The following is a 19,340-nucleotide window of genomic DNA, read 5'->3' as shown; positions in this document are numbered from 1 at the left end:
TTATTATAAAATAAATAACGACATGAAACGACTGATTTTTTCTGCTCTGGCTAGCATGGTTATCCTTGCAACTCAGGCTCAACCGTCGGTAGAAACCGAACGACAGTATCTCTCCGGGCACGGTGCTGACGATATGGTGCAGTGGGATTTCCGGTGTACTGATGGTCGCAACAGCGGACAATGGACTAAGATTGGAGTGCCGTCGTGCTGGGAACTGCAAGGTTTTGGTACTTACCAATATGGTATGCGCTTTTATGGCAAGGCAACTCCCGAAGGCATTGCTGATGAGAAAGGACATTATCGTACTACCTTCCAATTGCCTGAAGCATGGCGGGGCAGACAGATTCTGCTTACCTTTGAAGCTGTCTTTACCGATGCGCGAGTGACCATCAATGGGCGTAAAGCTGGTTCTGGACTGCATCAAGGTGGTTTTACCCGTTTTCAGTTTGATGTTTCTGACCGTGTTTTCTTCGGCAAAAAGGCTAATCGCCTTGAGGTGGAAGTGTCAAAGGAGAGTGCTGATCCACAAGTGAATCTTGCTGAACGTCGTGCCGATTATTGGAATTTCGGCGGTATTTGGCGCCCTGTCTTCATCGTGGCGAAACCAGCTCTCAACATCCAGCGAATAGCCATAGATGCGAAAGCTGATGGTCGTATACGAGCAGAAGTCAATCTGAACCGTGCTGTTCCCGGTTCTACAGTAGGAGTGGAAATTGTTGATGAGGGTGGTAAAACCATTGCCCATAGTAACAGATTTGCTGTTGGTAGTGACCATACCCTGATAGATTTCATGGTCAGCCATCCCCGCTTGTGGAATGCCGAACAACCCTATCGCTATACAGCAGTATTCTCTTTGCGTGATAGTGGTGGCCGTTTGCTTCATGTCGAACGTCAGAAGTTTGGTTTCCGCACCATTGAATACCGCCATACTTATAATGGCGATGCCGAAGATGGCGTGTTTATCAATGGCAAGAAAGTTATATTCAAGGGCGTCAACCGTCATTCTTTCCGTCCAGAAACCGGTCGCACCCTGTCAAAAGCCAAAAATATAGAAGACGTCAAGCTTATCAAGTCAATGAATATGAATGCAGTACGTTTGTCTCATTATCCTGCAGACCCTGAATTTCTTGATGCTTGTGACTCGCTCGGACTCTATGTAGAGTGTGAACTTCCTGGTTGGCATTGGGCACACGGCACTATTGTTGGGTCGCAACTAGCGGAAGAAATGGTCACTCGTGACTGCAATCATCCTTCTATCATCTTTTGGAGTAATGGCAATGAAGGCGGGTTTAACTACGACCTCGAACCTGTTTTCCATCGTTTTGACCTTCAACAGCGTGTGGTGCTCTATCCTTGGGCCAATCGCAATGGCTTTGAAACCAAACATTACCGTTCGTGGGGTGAAACGGCAGAATACATGAGACAGAAAGAAATCTTCATGCCTACCGAATTTCTTCATGGCCTCTATGATGGCGGACATGGAGCTGGACTGAAAGACTACTGGCACCTCATGATGTCCAATCCACGTTGTGCTGGCGGTTTTCTATGGGATTTGATGGATCAAGGTGTGGTGCGTACCGATATGAATGGGCTTGTCGATTGTATGGGTAACTTTGCCTCCGATGGCATTGTAGGTCCCCATATGGAGAAAGAAGGCTCTTATTATACTATCCGCGAAATATGGTGTCCCGTACAAATCAGTAGGGAGGGCAACCGATTGAAAGTGGCAAACCATTATGATTTTACTTCGCTGAAGGATTGCCGTTTTACCTATCAGTATGTGGCAATGCCTCGCTACGGGGAATCAGCCACTAAGGTATTGGCACAAGGCTCATTGCCTTCACCCGATATCAATCCTCATGGCGAGGGATATATTACTTTACCCCAACAGCCAGAAGGCACACTCCTCGTGACAGTATGCAATCCGCAAGGTGAGGAAATCTATACCTGGCGCTTCGCAGAGGAGTTCATTGCTGATAAACCTGTCGTAGCTCAACAGCTCCAACCGCATGAGACCGACACTACAACCACTGTTGCCGTGGGTGGTCGCCACTATACGTTCTCGAAGAAAAACGGTTGTCTTCAGTCTGTTACTGTGGCAAATCGTATCATTTCCTTTGCTAATGGTCCCCGTTTCGTAGCAGCCAAACGTAGCGACCGTTCCGATGATGGCTTCTATAACCATGATGATAAAGAGGCATTTAAGAAGAAAACCGACTATATCACTTATGCTGATCAAGGTACTTTCGATGGTTTTTCATGGAATGATTCCACACTCGTTGCTACCTACAGACATGGATCTCTAAGTCAAGTGGAATGGACCTTTATGGCCGATGGTAGTGTGAGACTGACCGCCCATTGGTATTTCAATGGTGTGGTAGATCTGTTGGGTATTACTTTCGATTATCCAGAACAGCAGGTGAAAGGCAAACGCTGGGTGGGCAATGGCCCTTATCGTGTATGGCAAAATCGCCTCGATGGCCCACAATATGGCTATTGGACCACTGCCTATAATGATCCCATTCCTGGTGAAACCTTCGAATATCCTGAGTTTAAAGGTTATTTCTCTACCGTCAACTGGATGCAACTTGAAACAAAAGAGGGCGTTATCGGCATCCGTCAGCCTAATGCCTATGTAGGTATTTACCAGCCACGTGATGGCCGTGACCACTTGCTCTATACCTTGCCAGAAACTGGTGTTTCGCTCTTGAGAGCCATTCCTGCTGTGCGCAACAAGGTTAATACCACCGATCTCAATGGTCCTTCTGCACAACCCTATTGGGCAGAAGGTTCAGATTCCATCACCGCAATACTCTCGTTCGAATGAAGAAATATCTCATCAGCATTGCCCTTTTGACACTTGGCATGCAAGCACATGCCTCGTCGCGCCCCTGGACATTCTGGTATTGGATGTACGGTGCAGTAAGCAAACAAGCCATCAAGGCAGATCTTCAAGCCATGAAAGATGTGGGATTGGAAGGCTGTTACCTCATGCCCATACGTGGTGTGGGTGAACGGCCCGACTATCAAGGCACTGCCCAGCAACTCACACCCACCTTTTGGCAGATGGTTGACTATGCCATGGAGCAGAGTGACTCACTACAGATGCAGATGGGTGTGCATATCTGCGATGGCTTTGCCTTGGCAGGCGGTCCTTGGATTAGTCCTGAAGAATCGATGCAACAGGTGGTATGGACCGACACCATCGCACATATCGACCGACGTCATTCCACATTTGCCTTGCCCCAAGCTCATCCCGGCCATTTGGGTTTCTATCGTGATATTGCCGCTTTTGCCGTTCGTGTGGTATCACCATTGCCCAAACCCCATGAAGGCGGAACGATCAAACGCGATGAAAAGGGAGTATTTCGTGCGAAAACACCCGGTTTTATCGAGTTTTCTTTCGATGCTCCGCAACAAGTACGAAGTATCCATATCGTGCCCAGTGGCAACAATGTGCAGGCGCAGCGATTGCGTATTGAAGCCAGTACGGATGGTGTAACCTATCAGTTGGTACGTCAATTGACACCTCCCCGACAAGGATGGCAGAATACCGATCAGAACTATACCTATAGTCTTCCTGCCACCACAGCCCGATATTTTCGTTGTTATTGGACGCCTGTAGGCACCGAACCTGGTAGTGAAGATCTCGATGCTGCTAAATGGGCACCTACGTTGAAAATACGTGATATCCGTTTGGGAGCCGATGCTGTCATCGATCAGTATGAAGCCAAGAATGGTAGTGTGTGGCGCATAGCCACCAACAACAGTCCTTCGACAGATTTTCCAGAAGTGGTGATGCTCGACAAGGATGGTAGCCCCAGACATCCGTTGGGCAATGGAATATGGCGTATTGTTCGTTTTGGCCATACCGCTACAGGTCACACCAATGCCACTGCAGGTGGAGGTAAGGGACTGGAGTGTGATAAATTCACACAGAAAACAGTAGAGAAACAAATTGATAGTTGGTTTGGACAGTTTATGAAAAGGCCCCATTCCAACGTAGTGCGCTATATGCATATTGACTCTTGGGAATGTGGGTCGCAAAACTGGTCAGCGTCGTTTACTGATGAGTTTCAGCGGCGTTGTGGTTACGACCTTTTACCTTTTCTTCCCGTTTATGCAGGCATTCCGATGCCAGGAGATGATCGCGTGTTGCGTGACATCCGTACCACCATTGACCATCTCATCAACGATGTGTTCTTTGCCACAGCAGCCCGTAAGGCCCGTCAATATGGGGTGAGTCTCTCCTCAGAGAGTGTTGCCCCCACCATGATTAGTGATGGACTGACCCACTACCGCTATGTGGATTTTCCGATGGGTGAGTTTTGGCTCAATTCTCCCACACACGACAAACCCAACGATATGCTTGATGCCATCAGTGGAGTGCATGTTTATGGCAAAACCATCGTTCAGGCAGAGGGATTTACCGAGATTCGTGGTGTTTGGAATGAAACTCCAGCCATGATCAAACCATTGCTTGATCGCAATTTGGCATTGGGCATGAATAGACTGTTCTTTCATGTCAACACCCACAACCCATGGATGGACCGCCGCCCCGGTATGACTCTCGATGGAATCGGACTTTTCTTCCAACGTGACCAAACTTGGTTTCGTGAGGCCAAGGGTATGGTCGATTACATCACCCGATGCCAAGAATGGCTTCAACGTGGTGTTCCCGTAGTAGATATTGCCGTGTTTACTGGTGACGAAATGCCGTCTCGATCACTTACTCCCGACCGCCTTGTGCCCATGTTGCCCGGTCTTTTTGGTACCGACCGCATAGCTGATGAGGCACGGCGCCTTGCCAATGAGGGGCAACCCATGGAAGAAAGTCCCGTTGGAGTGCGCCATTCTGCAGGTATCATAGACCTCAAGAATTGGGTCAATGCCCTTCATGGCTACTGCTACGACTCGATGAATCCTGACGGATTGCAGAATGGAAGGTTTGATTATAAGGCGCTCGTCGTGCCACAAGGCTCATTCGTTTCCGATGCCTCCAAGCGTCGCATTGCTGAACTCGAAAGTCAAGGCGTGCGCATCATCCGCACACCTTATTGCCAAGACACTCTCGATGTCATCGGCCCTGATGCCTTATTGCCCGAAGGAGTGGCATTCAACCATCGTCGTGATGGCAATACAGAGATATATTTCCTTGCCAATCAGCTGGACAGCGCACGCACCATGACCATATCGCTGCGCACCACTAAAGGTGTTCCTCATATCTATTATCCTATCGATGGGAAGCAGGAACAACCAGTTTTCCGCCATTCCAACGGAAGAACCGAACTGATGTTAACCTTGTCAGCCTATGGTTCGGCATTTGTTATATTTACAGATGAGTCACAAGGAAATGCGCCCGAAACAACGCTTCAACACCATGTGCTCACCACAGCACCATGGGATATCCACTTCCACAACAATGGTGTCAGTCTCCAGCAGCAACCTCTTGCTGATTGGACAACGTCATCCAACGATAGTATCCGCTATTATAGTGGTCGTGCTACTTATACCACAAACTTCAAAATCAAGGTAAAAAAGGGACAACGCTATTATCTCTCGTTGCCTGATGTTAGAGATGTGGCGCAGATTTGGGTCAACGAAACCGACTGTGGCATTGTATGGACATCCCCTTACGAGGTAGATATTACCAATGCTGTGCATCGTGGCAACAATACGTTGCGCATCGCCGTTACCAACACTTGGCATAATGCTTTGCGTGGTGCAGATGCAGGCAAAGCCCCGTTTGATGGCATTTGGACCAATGCCCGATACCGCACCAAGGGCGACAGCCTATTGCCTGCAGGTCTCCTTGCCCAACCCATTATCCGTATTACTAAAGCAACAAAACAACAATAATGAAAAGACTTCTACTATCCCTTCCGCTTTTGTGTCTCTGCACCTTGGTGCAAGCCAAGGTCGTGATGCCTCGCTTTTTTGCCGATGGCATGGTGCTTCAGCAGCAAACTGAATGTCGGCTTTGGGGCACAGCGACACCTGGTGCCCCTTTGGTCGTTACTGCTTCATGGACTCATGGTAAATGGAAAAGCCGTGTTAATGCCGACGGCAGTTTCTCTATCACCATCACAACTCCCACAGCAGGAGGCCCTTTCACCATCTCTATCGACGACGGTGAAAAGGCCATGCTTAGCAATGTGCTCGTTGGCGAGGTATGGATTTGTAGCGGACAGTCGAATATGGAGATGCCCATGAAAGGTTTCAAGATGCAGCCTGTAGAGGGAACAACCGAAGAACTCTTGCGCTGTAAAGATGCAAAAATGCGCCTTTTCACCGTCAAACGCCATGCTGCAATCACTCCACAAACCGATGTAGAAGGCGAATGGAGCGAGGCCAACAGTGAGAGCGTGCGCAATTTCTCTGCCACCGCCTATTATTTCGGACGTGCGCTGCGTCAGCAACTTGATGTTCCCGTTGGACTCATCGTCACCGCCTGGGGTGGTTCTGCTTGTGAAGCATGGATGGCAGCCGACTGGTTGAAGGCATTTCCAAAGGTGACACTCCCTCGTGATGAGAAGGATGTGAATCGGTTGAAGCAGCGTTGCCCCACCGCTTTATATAATGGACAGCTTCGTCCCCTTATCGGTTATGCCATGCGTGGTGCTATTTGGTATCAAGGTGAGGATAATGTGCCCCGTTACGACTACTATGCCTCACTGTTGGAAACCATGGTACGAGGATGGCGTGCCGACTGGAAGCAAGGCGATTTTCCATTCTACTATTGTCAGATAGCCCCCTACGATTATAGTCTCATCAATTGGAGCGGTAGCCAACTCTTGCGCGAACAACAACTCTTGGCTGAGCAGCGCATACCCCATGCCCGTATGGCGGTGTTGATGGATGCCGGTTTGGAATATGGCATTCATCCACGCATGAAACGACAAGCCGGCGAACGACTGGCTCTGCTTGCCCTTACAAACACTTACGGCGTGAAGGGGTTGCCCGATTTCGCTACTTATAGCAAAGTGGAATTTCAGGGAGATACTGCCGTGGTACAGTTTGACCGGAGTAAGGAATGGGTTTATTTCGAACATGGCACCACCTCAAAACTCTTTGAAGTGGCAGGTCGCGACAGTGTGTTCCGTCCTGCTAACCATGTGTGGATAGCCCGTAATCGCGTTTATGTGAAGTCCGACAGCGTTGCCCATCCTGTGGCAGTACGCTATGCATGGTCCGACTGGGCAGTGGGTGATTTAATGCACGATGGTTTGCCTGTGTCATCATTCCGTACTGATTTCTGACCTTTGCCTCAGATGGTGTGTGGTCATCCATACATTCCGCCGAAGCAGGATGTAGCATGACGACAGACGTAAGAACAAAGATAAAATCGAACATATTCCCCTTTTTCGTGCAGATGGCCGATAGGGGCAGAACATAGAAACAAGTAACAAACAATGAACAGACTTTATACCTTATTACTCATGGTGACGCTTGTCATGGGACTCCATGCAGCCGATGTACCATCCGTTGCAGGATTGTTCCCTCTCGAAGGCAGTGGCAGAACCGTGTGGAATTTCAACAACGGATGGCGTTTCCATCTGGGCGATGTGCCTGAAGCCAACCGCACTGACTATGATGATCACGCTTGGGAAGTGGTTTCCACACCCCATACCGTACAGTTGATGCCCGCCGAAGCCAGTGGCTGCCGTAACTATCAGGGTGTGGCATGGTATCGTAAACGCTTCGTGATGCCAACCCAAACTGCTGGTAAAGACGTCAGCCTCCATTTCGAAGCCATCATGGGCAAACAGGTGGTTTATGTCAACGGTCGTGAAGTGAAACGTCATGAAGGCGGCTATCTGCCTATTACCATATCGCTGACGAAGCTCGGTCTGACTGCCGGTGATGATGTTTTGGTAGCTGTTATGGCTGATAATAGTGACGATAAGAGTTTTCCTCCAGGTAAACCACAGATGACGCTCGATTTTGCCTATCATGGTGGCATCTACCGTGATGTATGGCTGATAGCCAAAGGTATGGTGCATATCACCGATGCCATCGAGGCAAACCGTGTGGCTGGAGGCGGTATTTTCGTGCATTGTGAGAACATCAGTAGCGAAAAAGCCGTGGTGTGTGTTAATACCGAAGTGGCTAATACTGGTCAGCAGCCTGTGACGCTGACCGTGACCAATGTATTGCAGGAGACAGGAAAACGTGTCGTTACCTCGTTGCGACTGGCTCCTGGCGAGACACGCACAGTCTGCCAGCGCATCAAAGTGGCTCGTCCCAAACTGTGGAGTCCAGAGTCACCAACCCTTTATCATGTCAACACCTATGTGCGTCAAGGTCGTCAGCCCATGGATGGCGGTACTACCCGCATCGGCATCCGGTCATTTGAATTTCGTGGCAAAGACGGATTCTGGCTCAATGGCAGTCGTTATCACCAGTTGGTAGGTGCCAACCGTCATCAAGACTTTGCATACGTGGGTAACGCACTGCCCAACTCTCAGCAGTGGCGCGATGCTCGCAGACTGCGTGATGCTGGTTTCACTATCATCCGCACCGCCCACTATCCACAGGATCCTGCATTTATGGATGCTTGCGACGAACTCGGTCTCTTTGTCATTGTGGCAACACCGGGATGGCAATACTGGAATAAAACACCGGGGTGGGACGAGAAGGTACATGCCAATACCCGTCAGATTATCCGTCGCGACCGCAACCATCCATCGGTTCTGATGTGGGAACCCATCCTCAACGAAACGCGCTATCCCAAGAAATTTGCCCTCGATGCCTTGCAAATCACACGAGAGGAATATCCTTATGAAGGTCGTCCTGTGGCTGCCGCCGATGTTCATTCGGCAGGAGTGGCAGACCATTATGATGTTGTATATGGTTGGCCAGGCGATGATTTCAAGGATGACAAACCCCGTCAGTGCATCTTTACGAGAGAGTTTGGCGAACTCGTTGACGACTGGTATGCTCACAACAATCTCAACAGGGCTTCGCGGTCATGGGGTGAACGACCTATGCTGATGCAGGCGATGAGCCTTTTCAAGAGCACCGACGAACTGTTTCATACCACCGGACAGTTTATCGGCGGTTGTCAATGGCACCCCTTCGACCATCAGCGCGGTTATCATCCAGATCCCTACTGGGGAGGTATTTATGATGCTTTCCGCCAACCGAAAACTGCCATGCAGATGTTTTCTGCCACATTACAACCGTTTGTGTCAGATCCGAAACCTCAGGTGTTTATAGCCCATGAAATGACGCAATTCTCTGATGCTGACGTCACCGTGTTCTCCAATTGCGACTCTGTGCGACTTTCTATCTACGATGGAGTTCATTCTTGGACATTGCCTGTGGTTCATTCCGTTGGTCATGCTCCCTCACAACCCGTGGTATTCAAAGGCGCATGGAACTTCTTTGAGGCACGCAACTGGAGTTATACGCAGAAAAACTGGCAGCGTGTGCACATGGTGGCAGAAGGTATTGTCAATGGTAAGGTGGTTTGTCGTGATGATCGTATGCCTTCACGTCGAAGCACCAAACTGCGACTTCGTGTAGATACATTGGGACGTCAACTGGTGGCAGATGGCAGCGATTTTATCGTTGTGGTATGTGAAGTGACCGACGATCTCGGTCATGTACGTCGTCTTGCTAAAGACCAAATCCGTTTCACCGTATCGGGTGAAGGCTCTGTCATCGGCGACGCATCCATTGGCGCCAATCCCCGTGTGGTAGAATGGGGTAGTGCTCCTCTGCTGATACGTTCCACTCGCACTCCTGGAAAAATACGTGTTCATGCCGAAGTGGCATTCCCTGGCACTCACGCACCTACCGCTGCCGACCTTGAACTGACGAGTGTGGCAGCACCTTTGCCCATGCTTTCGGGCGATATTCAGCCTACATCAGGTGAAAATGCCGCTGTTTCTACCACGAAAACAGCTTCTCGCCAACTTTCAGAAGATGAGCGCAACCGTCTGTTGCAAGAGGTAGAAGCGCAACAGGCCGACTTCGGATTGCAGAAATAAAGTATAAGGGCAGACGTCAAGCGATGCGTTGTTATTGTCCGTCTGCCCTTCGTAAGGCATAGTGCTGTTATGCGCAATGTTTTAAATTCGATTCAGACGCTTGCTTCCCTGCGTGTTCGGGATGTCAACGAGATATAGTTCGCGGAAATCTATAGGATCGGAGAGAGATAAAGACCTTATTATTCCTCGCATACATACGCGCACACGAGCGCACGCAGGCGCACACGCGATGTCGAAAAAATCGACCACTCGACCACCAATACCGCTTAACAGACAGAGATACAATGGCTTAACTGGTGGTCGATGACTTTGTCCTGACGCGCTTCGACCACCATTCGACCACCAACTGACCAACTACAGGGCACATCCCCATCAAATACAGCCCACATTCCTATCAACGACCAACCACCTTTCCACCATCGGCTATCATCTGGGTTACGAGCACCAAAGCCACTTCTGCAGCGCCTTTAAGCGCAAATATGGCGTATCGCCATCGCTGTTTCGCGACCAGCAAAACAAGGTCCTTGCAAGTGCATGACAGTCAAAAGGATAGTGCGCTGTTTTGCAAATTCATTGAATTTGGTCAGCAATCTCATTGAATTTGGTCAGCAAATTCAATGAATTTACTCGGCAGTTTCAATGATTTTGCCCTACTGTCATGATGATATTCGTGCACAAAAGAACTGCTGCATGTCTCAAACGAAAGTCGCTCTTCTCAGCAAAACAATTTGTTTTGCTGAGCAAATCAATTTACTTTGCAAAGGAAATCAATTTGTTTTACTGAGCAAATCAATTTACTTTGCATTCGCATCGACTGCATTTTTGCGCGAAACTCCTGTTTCTCAACATATTATACCGACGTCCGCAACACAGTCAACAATAGTCCGCAAACAAGAAGACCGTCATGGCTTTTCTGCGGTCAAACGAGGGGGGATATCTGCCACTGAAGTGAAATTCCTATGCCATTAACCTTAATTAACACAAAAAAACCTTGTGCTGTAAAAAAAAAGACGATATTTGCAGAAATTATCAAGTGTTTTATGACCCAACAATAGCTATTATAACCTTTTAAAACTATTTTCGATATGAAGTATTCATATAAACTTATTCTAATATTGTGTATTATTGGATTACTCAGTGGATGTACAATAGAAGAAGACGATACTCCTGCGGATGCAATAGACCAACTAACTATTACAGGCAGAATAATAGACCACAACAACCAACCCGTAAAGAATATACCTGTTGTATTCTACTTCTATAGAGGTGCTTATATTGTTAGTTGCAATCGTAAAAAAGCCACTTCAAAGACTGACGAGAACGGCATATATAAGTTCACCATATTTCGTAAGACTGACGAAAATAATGATGGATTAGAACAGTACTATTATTTATACCCTGATTTAGATGACAAGAAATATTTCACGCGAGCAACATATTTTCGTGACATTGATGCTTTCTGGACAGATAGATACCATGTGGTTAGCGATTATATTTTATGGGAAGCCCAATATGTTAAAGTGTTTGCCAACACAAAGCCTGAAGGTGCTGAGTATTATGACATAGAGTGTGAATTTGAAAAACCTGTATATAATTATGGCAAATATTACTCTTCACGTAATTATAACATAAATATCACACCATACACAACCAATTTTCAAGTGCCCCTACATCAAGACTTGAAGTTTACGATGACGTGGGATGGGAAGTATAAAAGAACCGTTTTCGTGAAGAAAGACAATCTGCCCAAGCAAATAGATCTCTCATACATACCGGAATGACCTGTAGATTGAAACGGCAAGGCTATTGACTATACAAAACGGCTCAAATAGACAAGTGTTTTTCCGCTATGCGATTAACAGGTCTGCGTTGTCATTTATTGTCGTTCAACAAGTTTTCTGTCATGAGAATTGTGTATTACCGAGTGAATTGTTCAGGTTTTAAAAACTACAATTATTGAAATTGAAATCGCTCTCACACTACTATCCGGCTACTCCAATGAGGCACAGAATACCAGTAGTAGTATGTTGGCATGATTAGAATGAACTTTGAATATGCGTATCAACAACAAGGGCACAACCGTCATGGTTGTGCCCTTGTAGCTATAGGGATAGGATAGAGGTGGGTTAAAGCTTCTGTTCCACTTCGATTTCTGTAAAGGTCTCGATGATGTCGCCCACCTGGATATCGTTGAAGTTGACGAGTGAAATACCGCACTCCAAACCAGTGGCAACCTCTTTGGCATCGTCCTTATAGCGCTTCAGCGCATCGATGGCAGCGGTGTGAACCACAATACCGTCGCGGATGACACGAGCCTTGTCCTTGTTGTGTACTTTTCCTTCGGTCACCAAACCACCGGCAACAGTACCGACCTTTGAAATCTTGAACACCTGTTTTACCTCGATCTCACCAGTAAGAATTTCCTTCTTCACCTTGTCGAGCATACCCTCCATTGTAGATTTCACTTCATCGAGTGCATCATAGATGATAGAGTAGGTGTTGATCTCCACGCCTTCGCGCTCTGCCAGTCGGCGTGCATCAGCAGAAGGACGAACCTGGAAGCCGATGATGATGGCATCTGATGCAGAAGCCAGCATGACATCGTTCTCGCTGATCTGACCCACAGCCTTTGAAATGACGTTGACCTGTACCTTCTCAGTAGAGAGTTTGAGGAACGAGTCGCTGAGTGCTTCGATAGAACCGTCGGTATCACCCTTGACGATGATATTGAGTTCGTGGAACTCACCCAAGGCAATACGGTGTGAGATATCGTCGAGTCCAAGTGTCTTAGTGGTACGGAGCGACTGCTCACGCTGCAACTGTGTACGCTTGTTGGCTATTTCTCGTGCTTCCTGCTCTGTCTCCATCACATGGAACGAGTCACCGGCAGTAGGTGCGCCATTCAATCCGAGAATAATAGCGGGCTCTGCAGGTCCAGCCTTTTCAATGCGCTGGTTACGTTCGTTGAACATGGCTTTGATGCGTCCGAAAGCTGTTCCTGCAATCACCACATCTCCTTGTTTCAGTGTACCGTTGCTTACCAGCACGGTAGAAACGTAGCCACGTCCCTTGTCGAGTGACGACTCGATAATGCTACCCGTAGCCTTTCTGTTGGGATTAGCCTTGAGATCGAGCATTTCTGCTTCGAGCAATACCTTTTCAAGGAGAGCATCAACGCCGATTCCCTTCTTGGCAGAAATTTCCTGACACTGGTATTTACCGCCCCATTCCTCTACGAGGAGGTTCATATTGGCAAGGTCTTCACGAATTTTGTCAGGGTTTGCACCGGGCTTATCAATCTTGTTGATGGCAAATACCATTGGCACATTGGCAGCCTGAGCATGCGCGATGGCCTCCTTGGTGGTAGGCATGACGCTGTCGTCTGCAGCGATAATGATGATGGCGATATCGGTCACCTGAGCACCACGGGCACGCATGGCGGTGAACGCCTCGTGACCTGGAGTGTCAAGGAACGTAATTTTTCTACCGTCTTTCAGTTTCACATTGTAGGCACCGATGTGCTGGGTGATACCTCCTGCCTCACCGGCAATCACGTTGGTCTTGCGGATGAAGTCGAGCAGCGATGTCTTACCATGATCGACGTGACCCATCACGGTGACGATAGGTGCACGGCTGACGAGGTCGTTCTCGTCGTCGGCTTCTTCGGTGATGGCATTTTGCACTTCAGCACTTACGTATTCGGTGGTGAAACCAAATTCCTCTGCCACGATATTGATGGTCTCTGCATCGAGGCGCTGGTTGATACTTACCATGATACCGATGCTCATGCAGGTGCCGATTACTTCGTTGACACCGACATTCATCATCGTGGCAAGTTCGCTAACCGTTACAAACTCGGTCAGCTTCAGTACCTTACTCTCTGCAGCCTGTTCGGCCATCTCGCTATTGAGGCGCTCTTGTACGGCATCTCGCTTTTCGCGGCGATACTTCGCACCCTTCTTGTTCTGACTCTTTGAGGTGAGACGGGCGAGCGTCTCCTTTACCTGGCGTGCTACAGCCTCGTCGTCAACTTCCAATGGCTTCTGTACTGGACGGTTCTTCTTGTTTTTCTTGCCGCCGCCCTGTTGTCCGTTTTGGTTGCCGCCTTGCTGTTGTCCACCGCCACCTTGGCGCTGTTGTCCGCCTTTGTTCTTTTTGTTGCCGCCTTGCTGCCCGCTCTGGTTGGCTGCAGCCTCTATGTCAACGCGTCCGCTACGGATGCGCTCACGCTTCTTGCGCTCGCCACCATTGCCATGCTGTGCATTCTTTTCCTCGCGTTCCTTACGGCGCTCCTCCTTCGATTTCTTCTTCGGACGAGTGCTTTGGTTGAGGGTGCTGAGGTCGATTTTACCCAGTACGTTGACCTTTGGAGCGTATTTTGTTTCGCTCTTCAGGGTGAATACCTTGGTTTCGGAAGCTTTTTCAGCATCCGCAGGCTTGTTTTCTACTGTGGCAGGCTTGGCCTCTTCGGTATTGGCAACGGGTGCTTCTGCCTTGGGCTTGGCTTCCTGCTGAGGCTTAGCCTCTGTTTTTGGCTTGGCTTCCACTTTGACGTTAGGTTTAGCCTCTTCTGCCTTGACAGCCTTCTGCTCGTGGTTTGCAGGAGCAGCAGGGGCAGCCTCAGGAGCTTTCTGCTCAGCGACAGGTTTTGGTTCTTCTTTCTTTTCTACAATAGGCGATGCCTCTGTCTGGCTCACGGCAGCAGCCACAGGTGCAGTATCGCTATTGGCGGCCTTCTTTTTGCCTACGCTGTCGAGGTCAATCTTGCCCAAGGGTTTAAACTGTTGGCGTTGTTCCAACAGGTCTTCAGCCTTGTTGCTTTTCTTCTCGGCCTTCTCTGCCTTTTTATCCTTGGCTTTCTTCGCAAATATCATTTCGGCCTGTGTCTTCACAGCCTTGTCACCACTGAATGCACCCACCAGAGCCTGGTATTGTGAATCGGTGATTTTGGTATTTGGCGTCATTTCTTCTTTGACTTCGCCAAGTTCTTTCTTGTTTTTCAGGAAATCAACTGCCGTTTGAAGTCCTATATTCAGTTCTGATAATACTTTATTTAATCTGACACCCATTTAATTTATTGCTTTACAATTCTGTTTTATTCTTATTATTCAAACTCCGCACGGAGCACGTTGAGCAGGTGGTCAACCGTTTCTTCTTCGAGGTCGGCCTTTTCGATCAGCATTTCGCGTGGAGCGTTGAGCACGGCCTTAGCGGTCTCCAGACCGATGGCCTTGATGGCGTCGATGATCCACTGGTCTATCTCGTCAGAGAACTCGTCGAGGTAGATGTCCTCGTCGTCGCTGTCTGAACCGTTGGATACACGGAATACGTCGATGGTGTATTCGGTCAGCATGGAAGCCAGTTTGATGTTCAAACCGCCTTTACCGATGGCAAGGCTGACTTCCTCAGGCTGCAGATAGACTTCGGCTTTGTGCTCTTCGGGATTGATGTTGAGGTTGGTCACCTTGGCGGGACTCAGCGCACGAGTAATGAAGAGCTGTGTGTTGCTGGAATAGTTGATGACATCGATATTCTCGTTGCCCAACTCGCGTACGATACCGTGTACGCGGCTACCCTTCACACCTACGCAGGCTCCTACTGGGTCGATGCGGTCGTCATAGCTTTCTACAGCCACCTTTGCACGTTCTCCTGGCATGCGTGCCACGCGACGGATTGTGATGAGACCGTCGTTGATTTCGGGCACTTCGGCTTCGAGCAGACGCTCAAGGAACACAGGGCTGGTGCGTGAGAGGATGATACGCGGATTGTTGTTCTCGTTCTGCACCTCCTTGATGATGGCACGTATGGTTTCGCCCTTGCGGTAGTTGTCGTTGGGAATCTGTTCTGACTTAGGCAAGTGGAGTTCGTTGCCCTCATCGTCGATGAGCAGTACTTCGCGTTTCCACATCTGATACACCTCGGCGCTGATTACCTGACCTACGCGATCCTTGTACTTATTGTAGAGCGAGTCGTGCTCCAGTTCAAGAATCTTTGAGGCAAGAGTCTGACGGAGATTGAGGATGGCGCGGCGTCCGAATTTCTCGAAGCGCACTTCTTCACTCACTTCCTCGCCCACTTCGTAGTCGGGTTCGATTTTCTGTGCCTGTGTGAGCGAAATCTCTTTGTTTTCGTCCTGAACCTCACCATCAGCTACTACGATACGGTTGCGGTGGATTTCGAGGTCACCTTTGTCAGGGTTGACAATGACGTCGAAGTTCTCATCGCTACCGAACTGTTTGGCAAGTACGTTGCGGAGACTCTCTTCCAGCACGCTGACGAGAGTGGTGCGGTCGATGTTCTTGGTCTCTTTAAATTCCTTAAAGGTCTCAATCATTGACGGACCTTTGTCTTCTTTTTTTGTAGCCATTATATAATCTTTTTATTTTGTTTACTCTTTAGCTCACGTGTCAGAGATTATTTGAAGGCGAGGAGGTATTTGGCATATTTCACCTCGTTGGTATTGAAGGTCTTCTCCACATCCACCAATACGGGGCGCTTTTTCCCTTCAATCTTCTGCTTCTCCTTGACCACCACCACAAACGACAGTCCGTCGTCGGCTACCGACTGGAGCACGCCTTGGTATTTCTTACCGTCGGCAGCCAGCACTTCCACTTCTTTGCCAATGTGGTTGATATACTGCTGTACGACTTTGAATGGTTGTCCGATACCGGCGCTACCCACTTCCAGTTCATACTCGCCGAGTTCTTCTCCGAGTCTTTCCTGCAGGAAGCGGCTCAGCGCGGCACAGTCTTCAATCCATACACCATCGGCGTGGTCGATTTCAATCACGATGCGACCGTCGGGCGTCATGTCAACGTCCACGAGGAAGTAGTCATTCTGACTCAGCCATTCCTCTACTGCGGCCTTTACTACGTCTTTATTTATCATACACCTTTATTGGTATTAAAACAAGAATGAGAGGCTCTTGCGAGTCTCTCATTCCTCTGAACGTGTGCAAAGTTACGACATTTCTGTCAATCTTGCAAGTATTTCCACTTTTATTTCACTTTTTTGGGCGATAATAGTTTTTCGTATTCTCCTGATGTGTTGAGTATTCGCTCTGCTTCCTTCAGAGTTTTGTCTGTTTGCAGCATGTGGAGCAGTTGTCCGCTTTGGAAATAATAGGCGGATATGATATCTTGTTCTATCTGCCGTTGTATTTCGTTGCGGTGCTGTTGTAGGTCGCGCTCAATATCATGGTGGTCGAGTTTGGCTTTCAGTGCTTCAAATTCAGCCTTTGCGTCGTCGTAGTATCCTTCGAATTTTGCGGTTTTGATGAGTTCTTCAAACTGTTTCTTGCTGATCTGGTCGTAGGTAAATCCTGCTTTCAGCACTTGTTGGGTGAAGTCGGCATATTCAGCATCGGTCAGATGAAACTTGTCGGCAGGAGCAATGGTAGGATGCTTGGATATATAATCCACCACATAGTCAAACATCACTTCGGTAGAGTCTATGCGGTCCAAATACAGGAGGATGTTCGACATGGTATCGGGTTTGATTTCGATATCGGGCATGATACCACCTCCGTCGCGTACCTCACGACCATTGCGTGTATAGAATACGTGTGTCAGCGAATCGGGCACATGTTCTTTATAACCACCGCCGGTGTGTTTATAGTTGATGGCTTGAATGCATCGTCCGCTGGGGATATAGTATTTTGATGTTGTCAGCTTGAGGTTACCATTGTAGGGTAGGTCAACATTAGGAATCTGCACCAGTCCCTTACCATACGTGCGCGTACCTATTATCAATCCGCGGTCAAGATCCTGTATCGAACCGCTGACAATCTCGCTGGCAGAAGCTGTCTCGTCGTTCACCAGTACGATGATGGGCATCACGGTATCGATGGGCTCCAGTCGGGTTTTGTAGTCAGAGTTGGCACGGCGCAACTTTCCTTTGGTTTCCACCAATGTCAAACCTTTAGGCAACCACATATTGGCAATATCCACACATTCAGAAACCGAACCGCCACCATTACTTCTCAGGTCGAGTATGAGTTTTTTCGCTCCGCGTTGTTTCAGGTCGAGATATGCCAGACGCATAGGTTTGGCTGGTTCGCCAGAGAAAGTGTTCAGGTTGATATATCCCACGCCATCCGGGCGCATACCATAATAGGTTATTTCAGGTGTTTTGATGCTCTCGCGTGTCACTTTGAAATTCATCACCTTGCCCGTCGAAGGACGTTTAATCTTGATCATGATGGTGCTGCCTGCATCGCCACGTAGATGGTCGCTGACGTATGCCACGGGTTTGTTGGTCATCAGCGTGTCTTCAATCTGCAAGATGATATCTCCCTTGCGCAGTCCCACCTTTGCAGCGGGCATTCCCTCAAAAGGTTCGTCGATGACCACTTGTTTTCGTTTTTGGTGGTAGCGTACCACTGCACCGATACCCGCATATTTTCCTGTCATCAGCATCTTCAAGTCCTTTTGTTTGCTCTCAGGATAATATTCGGTATAGGGGTCGAGTGATCGCAGCATCGCATTGATGCCATTGCCAATCACGGTGTTGGCATCGAGTGTATCGACATACATTAGGTCGAGTGTCTTGTATATGGCATTGAATATTTCGATGTTCTTTGCCACATCTAAGTTGTGGTTTCTCGCTTCCTGTGCATTCATATTCATGGGAAGCCATACCAGTAGTGCGGCAAAAGCTGTCAATCGGCATAGTTGGCATACGTTGTTTTTTCTCATGATCATATTGTTTTTCGTATTGTTTCTATGTTTATACGATGCAAAATTATAGAAAAATAACCGAAAAACGATTTTTTTTCTCAAAAAGTTTGTGTATTTCAAAAAAACGTATTACCTTTGCACTCGCAAAACAGAAAAACCTGCTTCAGTAGCTCAGTTGGTTAGAGCACCTGACTGTTAATCAGGGGGTCGTTGGTTCAAGCCCATCCTGAAGCGCGTTAAAAAGGAGTTAGACGAAAGTTTAACTCCTTTTTTTCTGTGTATTGGGCATGACACTAACCCAGTCGTGTTAATTAATGGCATCCAGAATTTGCCATTTTATGCTACCAACAAAATGGCGGCAATAGCTCCAAGTCCTTCTGCCACCATTCTGCTGTTCCAAAAGTCATCGGTCAGTTTATGTTCTACGATATACTCTCGCAGTTTCATTCTCCATACTTTGTTTTGCAGCAAAATCCATAATGGCTCGTCGAAATATGCAAATTCTATATTCTCTTTCACTAGTGTCCACTAAAAACGATTAACAATCGTTGTAAGTGGTTGATATGCGACAAAATACGAGCAAAAAATGACTCTATGGGTTAGAAATGACTATCTTTGCAGAAAATTACAATCTGTAAGTTAGTTTAGACTCATGAATCAAGGTAAG

12 protein-coding genes and 1 tRNA gene are annotated in these 19,340 nt (G+C 48.1%); 8 read left to right on the top strand and 5 right to left on the bottom strand.

Annotation, left to right across the window (positions count from 1 at the left end; genetic code table 11):
* The first annotated feature begins 22 nt into the window (after positions 1–22).
* From CIK89_RS11285 to CIK89_RS11260, 7 genes are all read left to right on the top strand, one after another.
* Entirely contained in the window at positions 23–2,827 is a 2,805-nt protein-coding gene (locus CIK89_RS11285) for a glycoside hydrolase family 2 TIM barrel-domain containing protein (RefSeq protein WP_094391467.1), read from the top strand.
* Complete coding sequence (locus CIK89_RS11280) at positions 2,824–5,859, top strand: glycosyl hydrolase (protein ID WP_094391466.1); 3,036 nt, start codon at positions 2,824–2,826, stop codon at positions 5,857–5,859. Before CIK89_RS11285 ends, CIK89_RS11280 begins: the two co-directional genes overlap by 4 nt.
* Complete coding sequence (locus CIK89_RS11275) at positions 5,859–7,259, top strand: sialate O-acetylesterase (protein WP_094391465.1); 1,401 nt, start codon at positions 5,859–5,861, stop codon at positions 7,257–7,259. The genes CIK89_RS11280 and CIK89_RS11275 overlap by 1 nt, the downstream gene beginning before the upstream one ends.
* Before the next feature lie 153 nt (positions 7,260–7,412).
* Positions 7,413–9,995 carry a glycoside hydrolase family 2 TIM barrel-domain containing protein gene (locus CIK89_RS11270; protein WP_094391464.1) on the top strand — a complete coding sequence of 861 codons (2,583 nt, stop codon included), beginning with the start codon at positions 7,413–7,415 and terminating at the stop codon, positions 9,993–9,995.
* A 346-nt stretch (positions 9,996–10,341) separates the two neighbouring features.
* Positions 10,342–10,533, top strand: coding sequence for an AraC family transcriptional regulator (locus tag CIK89_RS14045; protein WP_094391562.1), 192 nt, complete (start codon positions 10,342–10,344; stop codon positions 10,531–10,533).
* A 152-nt stretch (positions 10,534–10,685) separates the two neighbouring features.
* On the top strand, positions 10,686–10,964 hold the full coding sequence (locus CIK89_RS13620) for a hypothetical protein (RefSeq protein ID WP_158215020.1): 279 nt from the start codon (positions 10,686–10,688) through the stop codon (positions 10,962–10,964).
* 116 nt (positions 10,965–11,080) lie between these two features.
* Complete coding sequence (locus CIK89_RS11260; RefSeq protein WP_094391463.1) at positions 11,081–11,776, top strand: Ig-like domain-containing protein; 696 nt, start codon at positions 11,081–11,083, stop codon at positions 11,774–11,776.
* Between the two features lie 345 nt (positions 11,777–12,121).
* Here the strand turns inward: CIK89_RS11260 and infB are convergent, their stop codons facing one another.
* The 4 genes from infB to CIK89_RS11240 form a co-directional block, all read right to left on the bottom strand.
* Positions 12,122–15,064 carry a translation initiation factor IF-2 gene (gene infB / locus CIK89_RS11255; protein ID WP_094391462.1) on the bottom strand — a complete coding sequence of 981 codons (2,943 nt, stop codon included), beginning with the start codon at positions 15,062–15,064 and terminating at the stop codon, positions 12,122–12,124.
* A gap of 35 nt (positions 15,065–15,099) precedes the next feature.
* A complete protein-coding gene (gene nusA, locus CIK89_RS11250; protein ID WP_094391461.1) occupies positions 15,100–16,362 on the bottom strand; it encodes a transcription termination factor NusA in 1,263 nt (420 codons plus the stop codon).
* A 47-nt stretch (positions 16,363–16,409) separates the two neighbouring features.
* Entirely contained in the window at positions 16,410–16,883 is a 474-nt protein-coding gene (gene rimP / locus CIK89_RS11245) for a ribosome assembly cofactor RimP (RefSeq protein ID WP_094391460.1), read from the bottom strand.
* A 110-nt stretch (positions 16,884–16,993) separates the two neighbouring features.
* On the bottom strand, positions 16,994–18,691 hold the full coding sequence (locus CIK89_RS11240) for a S41 family peptidase (protein WP_094391561.1): 1,698 nt from the start codon (positions 18,689–18,691) through the stop codon (positions 16,994–16,996).
* 142 nt (positions 18,692–18,833) lie between these two features.
* Here CIK89_RS11240 and CIK89_RS11235 point away from each other — a divergent pair.
* Positions 18,834–18,907, top strand: a tRNA-Asn gene (locus CIK89_RS11235).
* 102 nt (positions 18,908–19,009) lie between these two features.
* Here CIK89_RS11235 and CIK89_RS11230 read toward each other — a convergent pair.
* Entirely contained in the window at positions 19,010–19,192 is a 183-nt protein-coding gene (locus CIK89_RS11230) for a hypothetical protein (RefSeq protein ID WP_094391459.1), read from the bottom strand.
* Between the last annotated feature and the right edge of the window lie 148 nt (positions 19,193–19,340).

It is taken from the genome of Prevotella sp. P4-119, from assembly GCF_002251345.1.
Classification (GTDB): domain Bacteria; phylum Bacteroidota; class Bacteroidia; order Bacteroidales; family Bacteroidaceae; genus Prevotella.
The sequence above is the reverse complement of the archived record's forward strand: the minus strand, read 5'-3'. Positions and strand labels throughout refer to the sequence as shown.

Coding starts and splice junctions, on each gene's coding strand:
- CIK89_RS11285 (WP_094391467.1), top strand. CDS start 23: ATGAAACGACTGATTTTTTCTGCTCTGGCTAGCATGGTTATCCTTGCA.
- CIK89_RS11280 (WP_094391466.1), top strand. CDS start 2,824: ATGAAGAAATATCTCATCAGCATTGCCCTTTTGACACTTGGCATGCAA.
- CIK89_RS11275 (WP_094391465.1), top strand. CDS start 5,859: ATGAAAAGACTTCTACTATCCCTTCCGCTTTTGTGTCTCTGCACCTTG.
- CIK89_RS11270 (WP_094391464.1), top strand. CDS start 7,413: ATGAACAGACTTTATACCTTATTACTCATGGTGACGCTTGTCATGGGA.
- CIK89_RS13620 (WP_158215020.1), top strand. CDS start 10,686: ATGTCTCAAACGAAAGTCGCTCTTCTCAGCAAAACAATTTGTTTTGCT.
- CIK89_RS11260 (WP_094391463.1), top strand. CDS start 11,081: ATGAAGTATTCATATAAACTTATTCTAATATTGTGTATTATTGGATTA.
- infB (WP_094391462.1), bottom strand. CDS start 15,064: ATGGGTGTCAGATTAAATAAAGTATTATCAGAACTGAATATAGGACTT.
- nusA (WP_094391461.1), bottom strand. CDS start 16,362: ATGGCTACAAAAAAAGAAGACAAAGGTCCGTCAATGATTGAGACCTTT.
- rimP (WP_094391460.1), bottom strand. CDS start 16,883: ATGATAAATAAAGACGTAGTAAAGGCCGCAGTAGAGGAATGGCTGAGT.
- CIK89_RS11240 (WP_094391561.1), bottom strand. CDS start 18,691: ATGAGAAAAAACAACGTATGCCAACTATGCCGATTGACAGCTTTTGCC.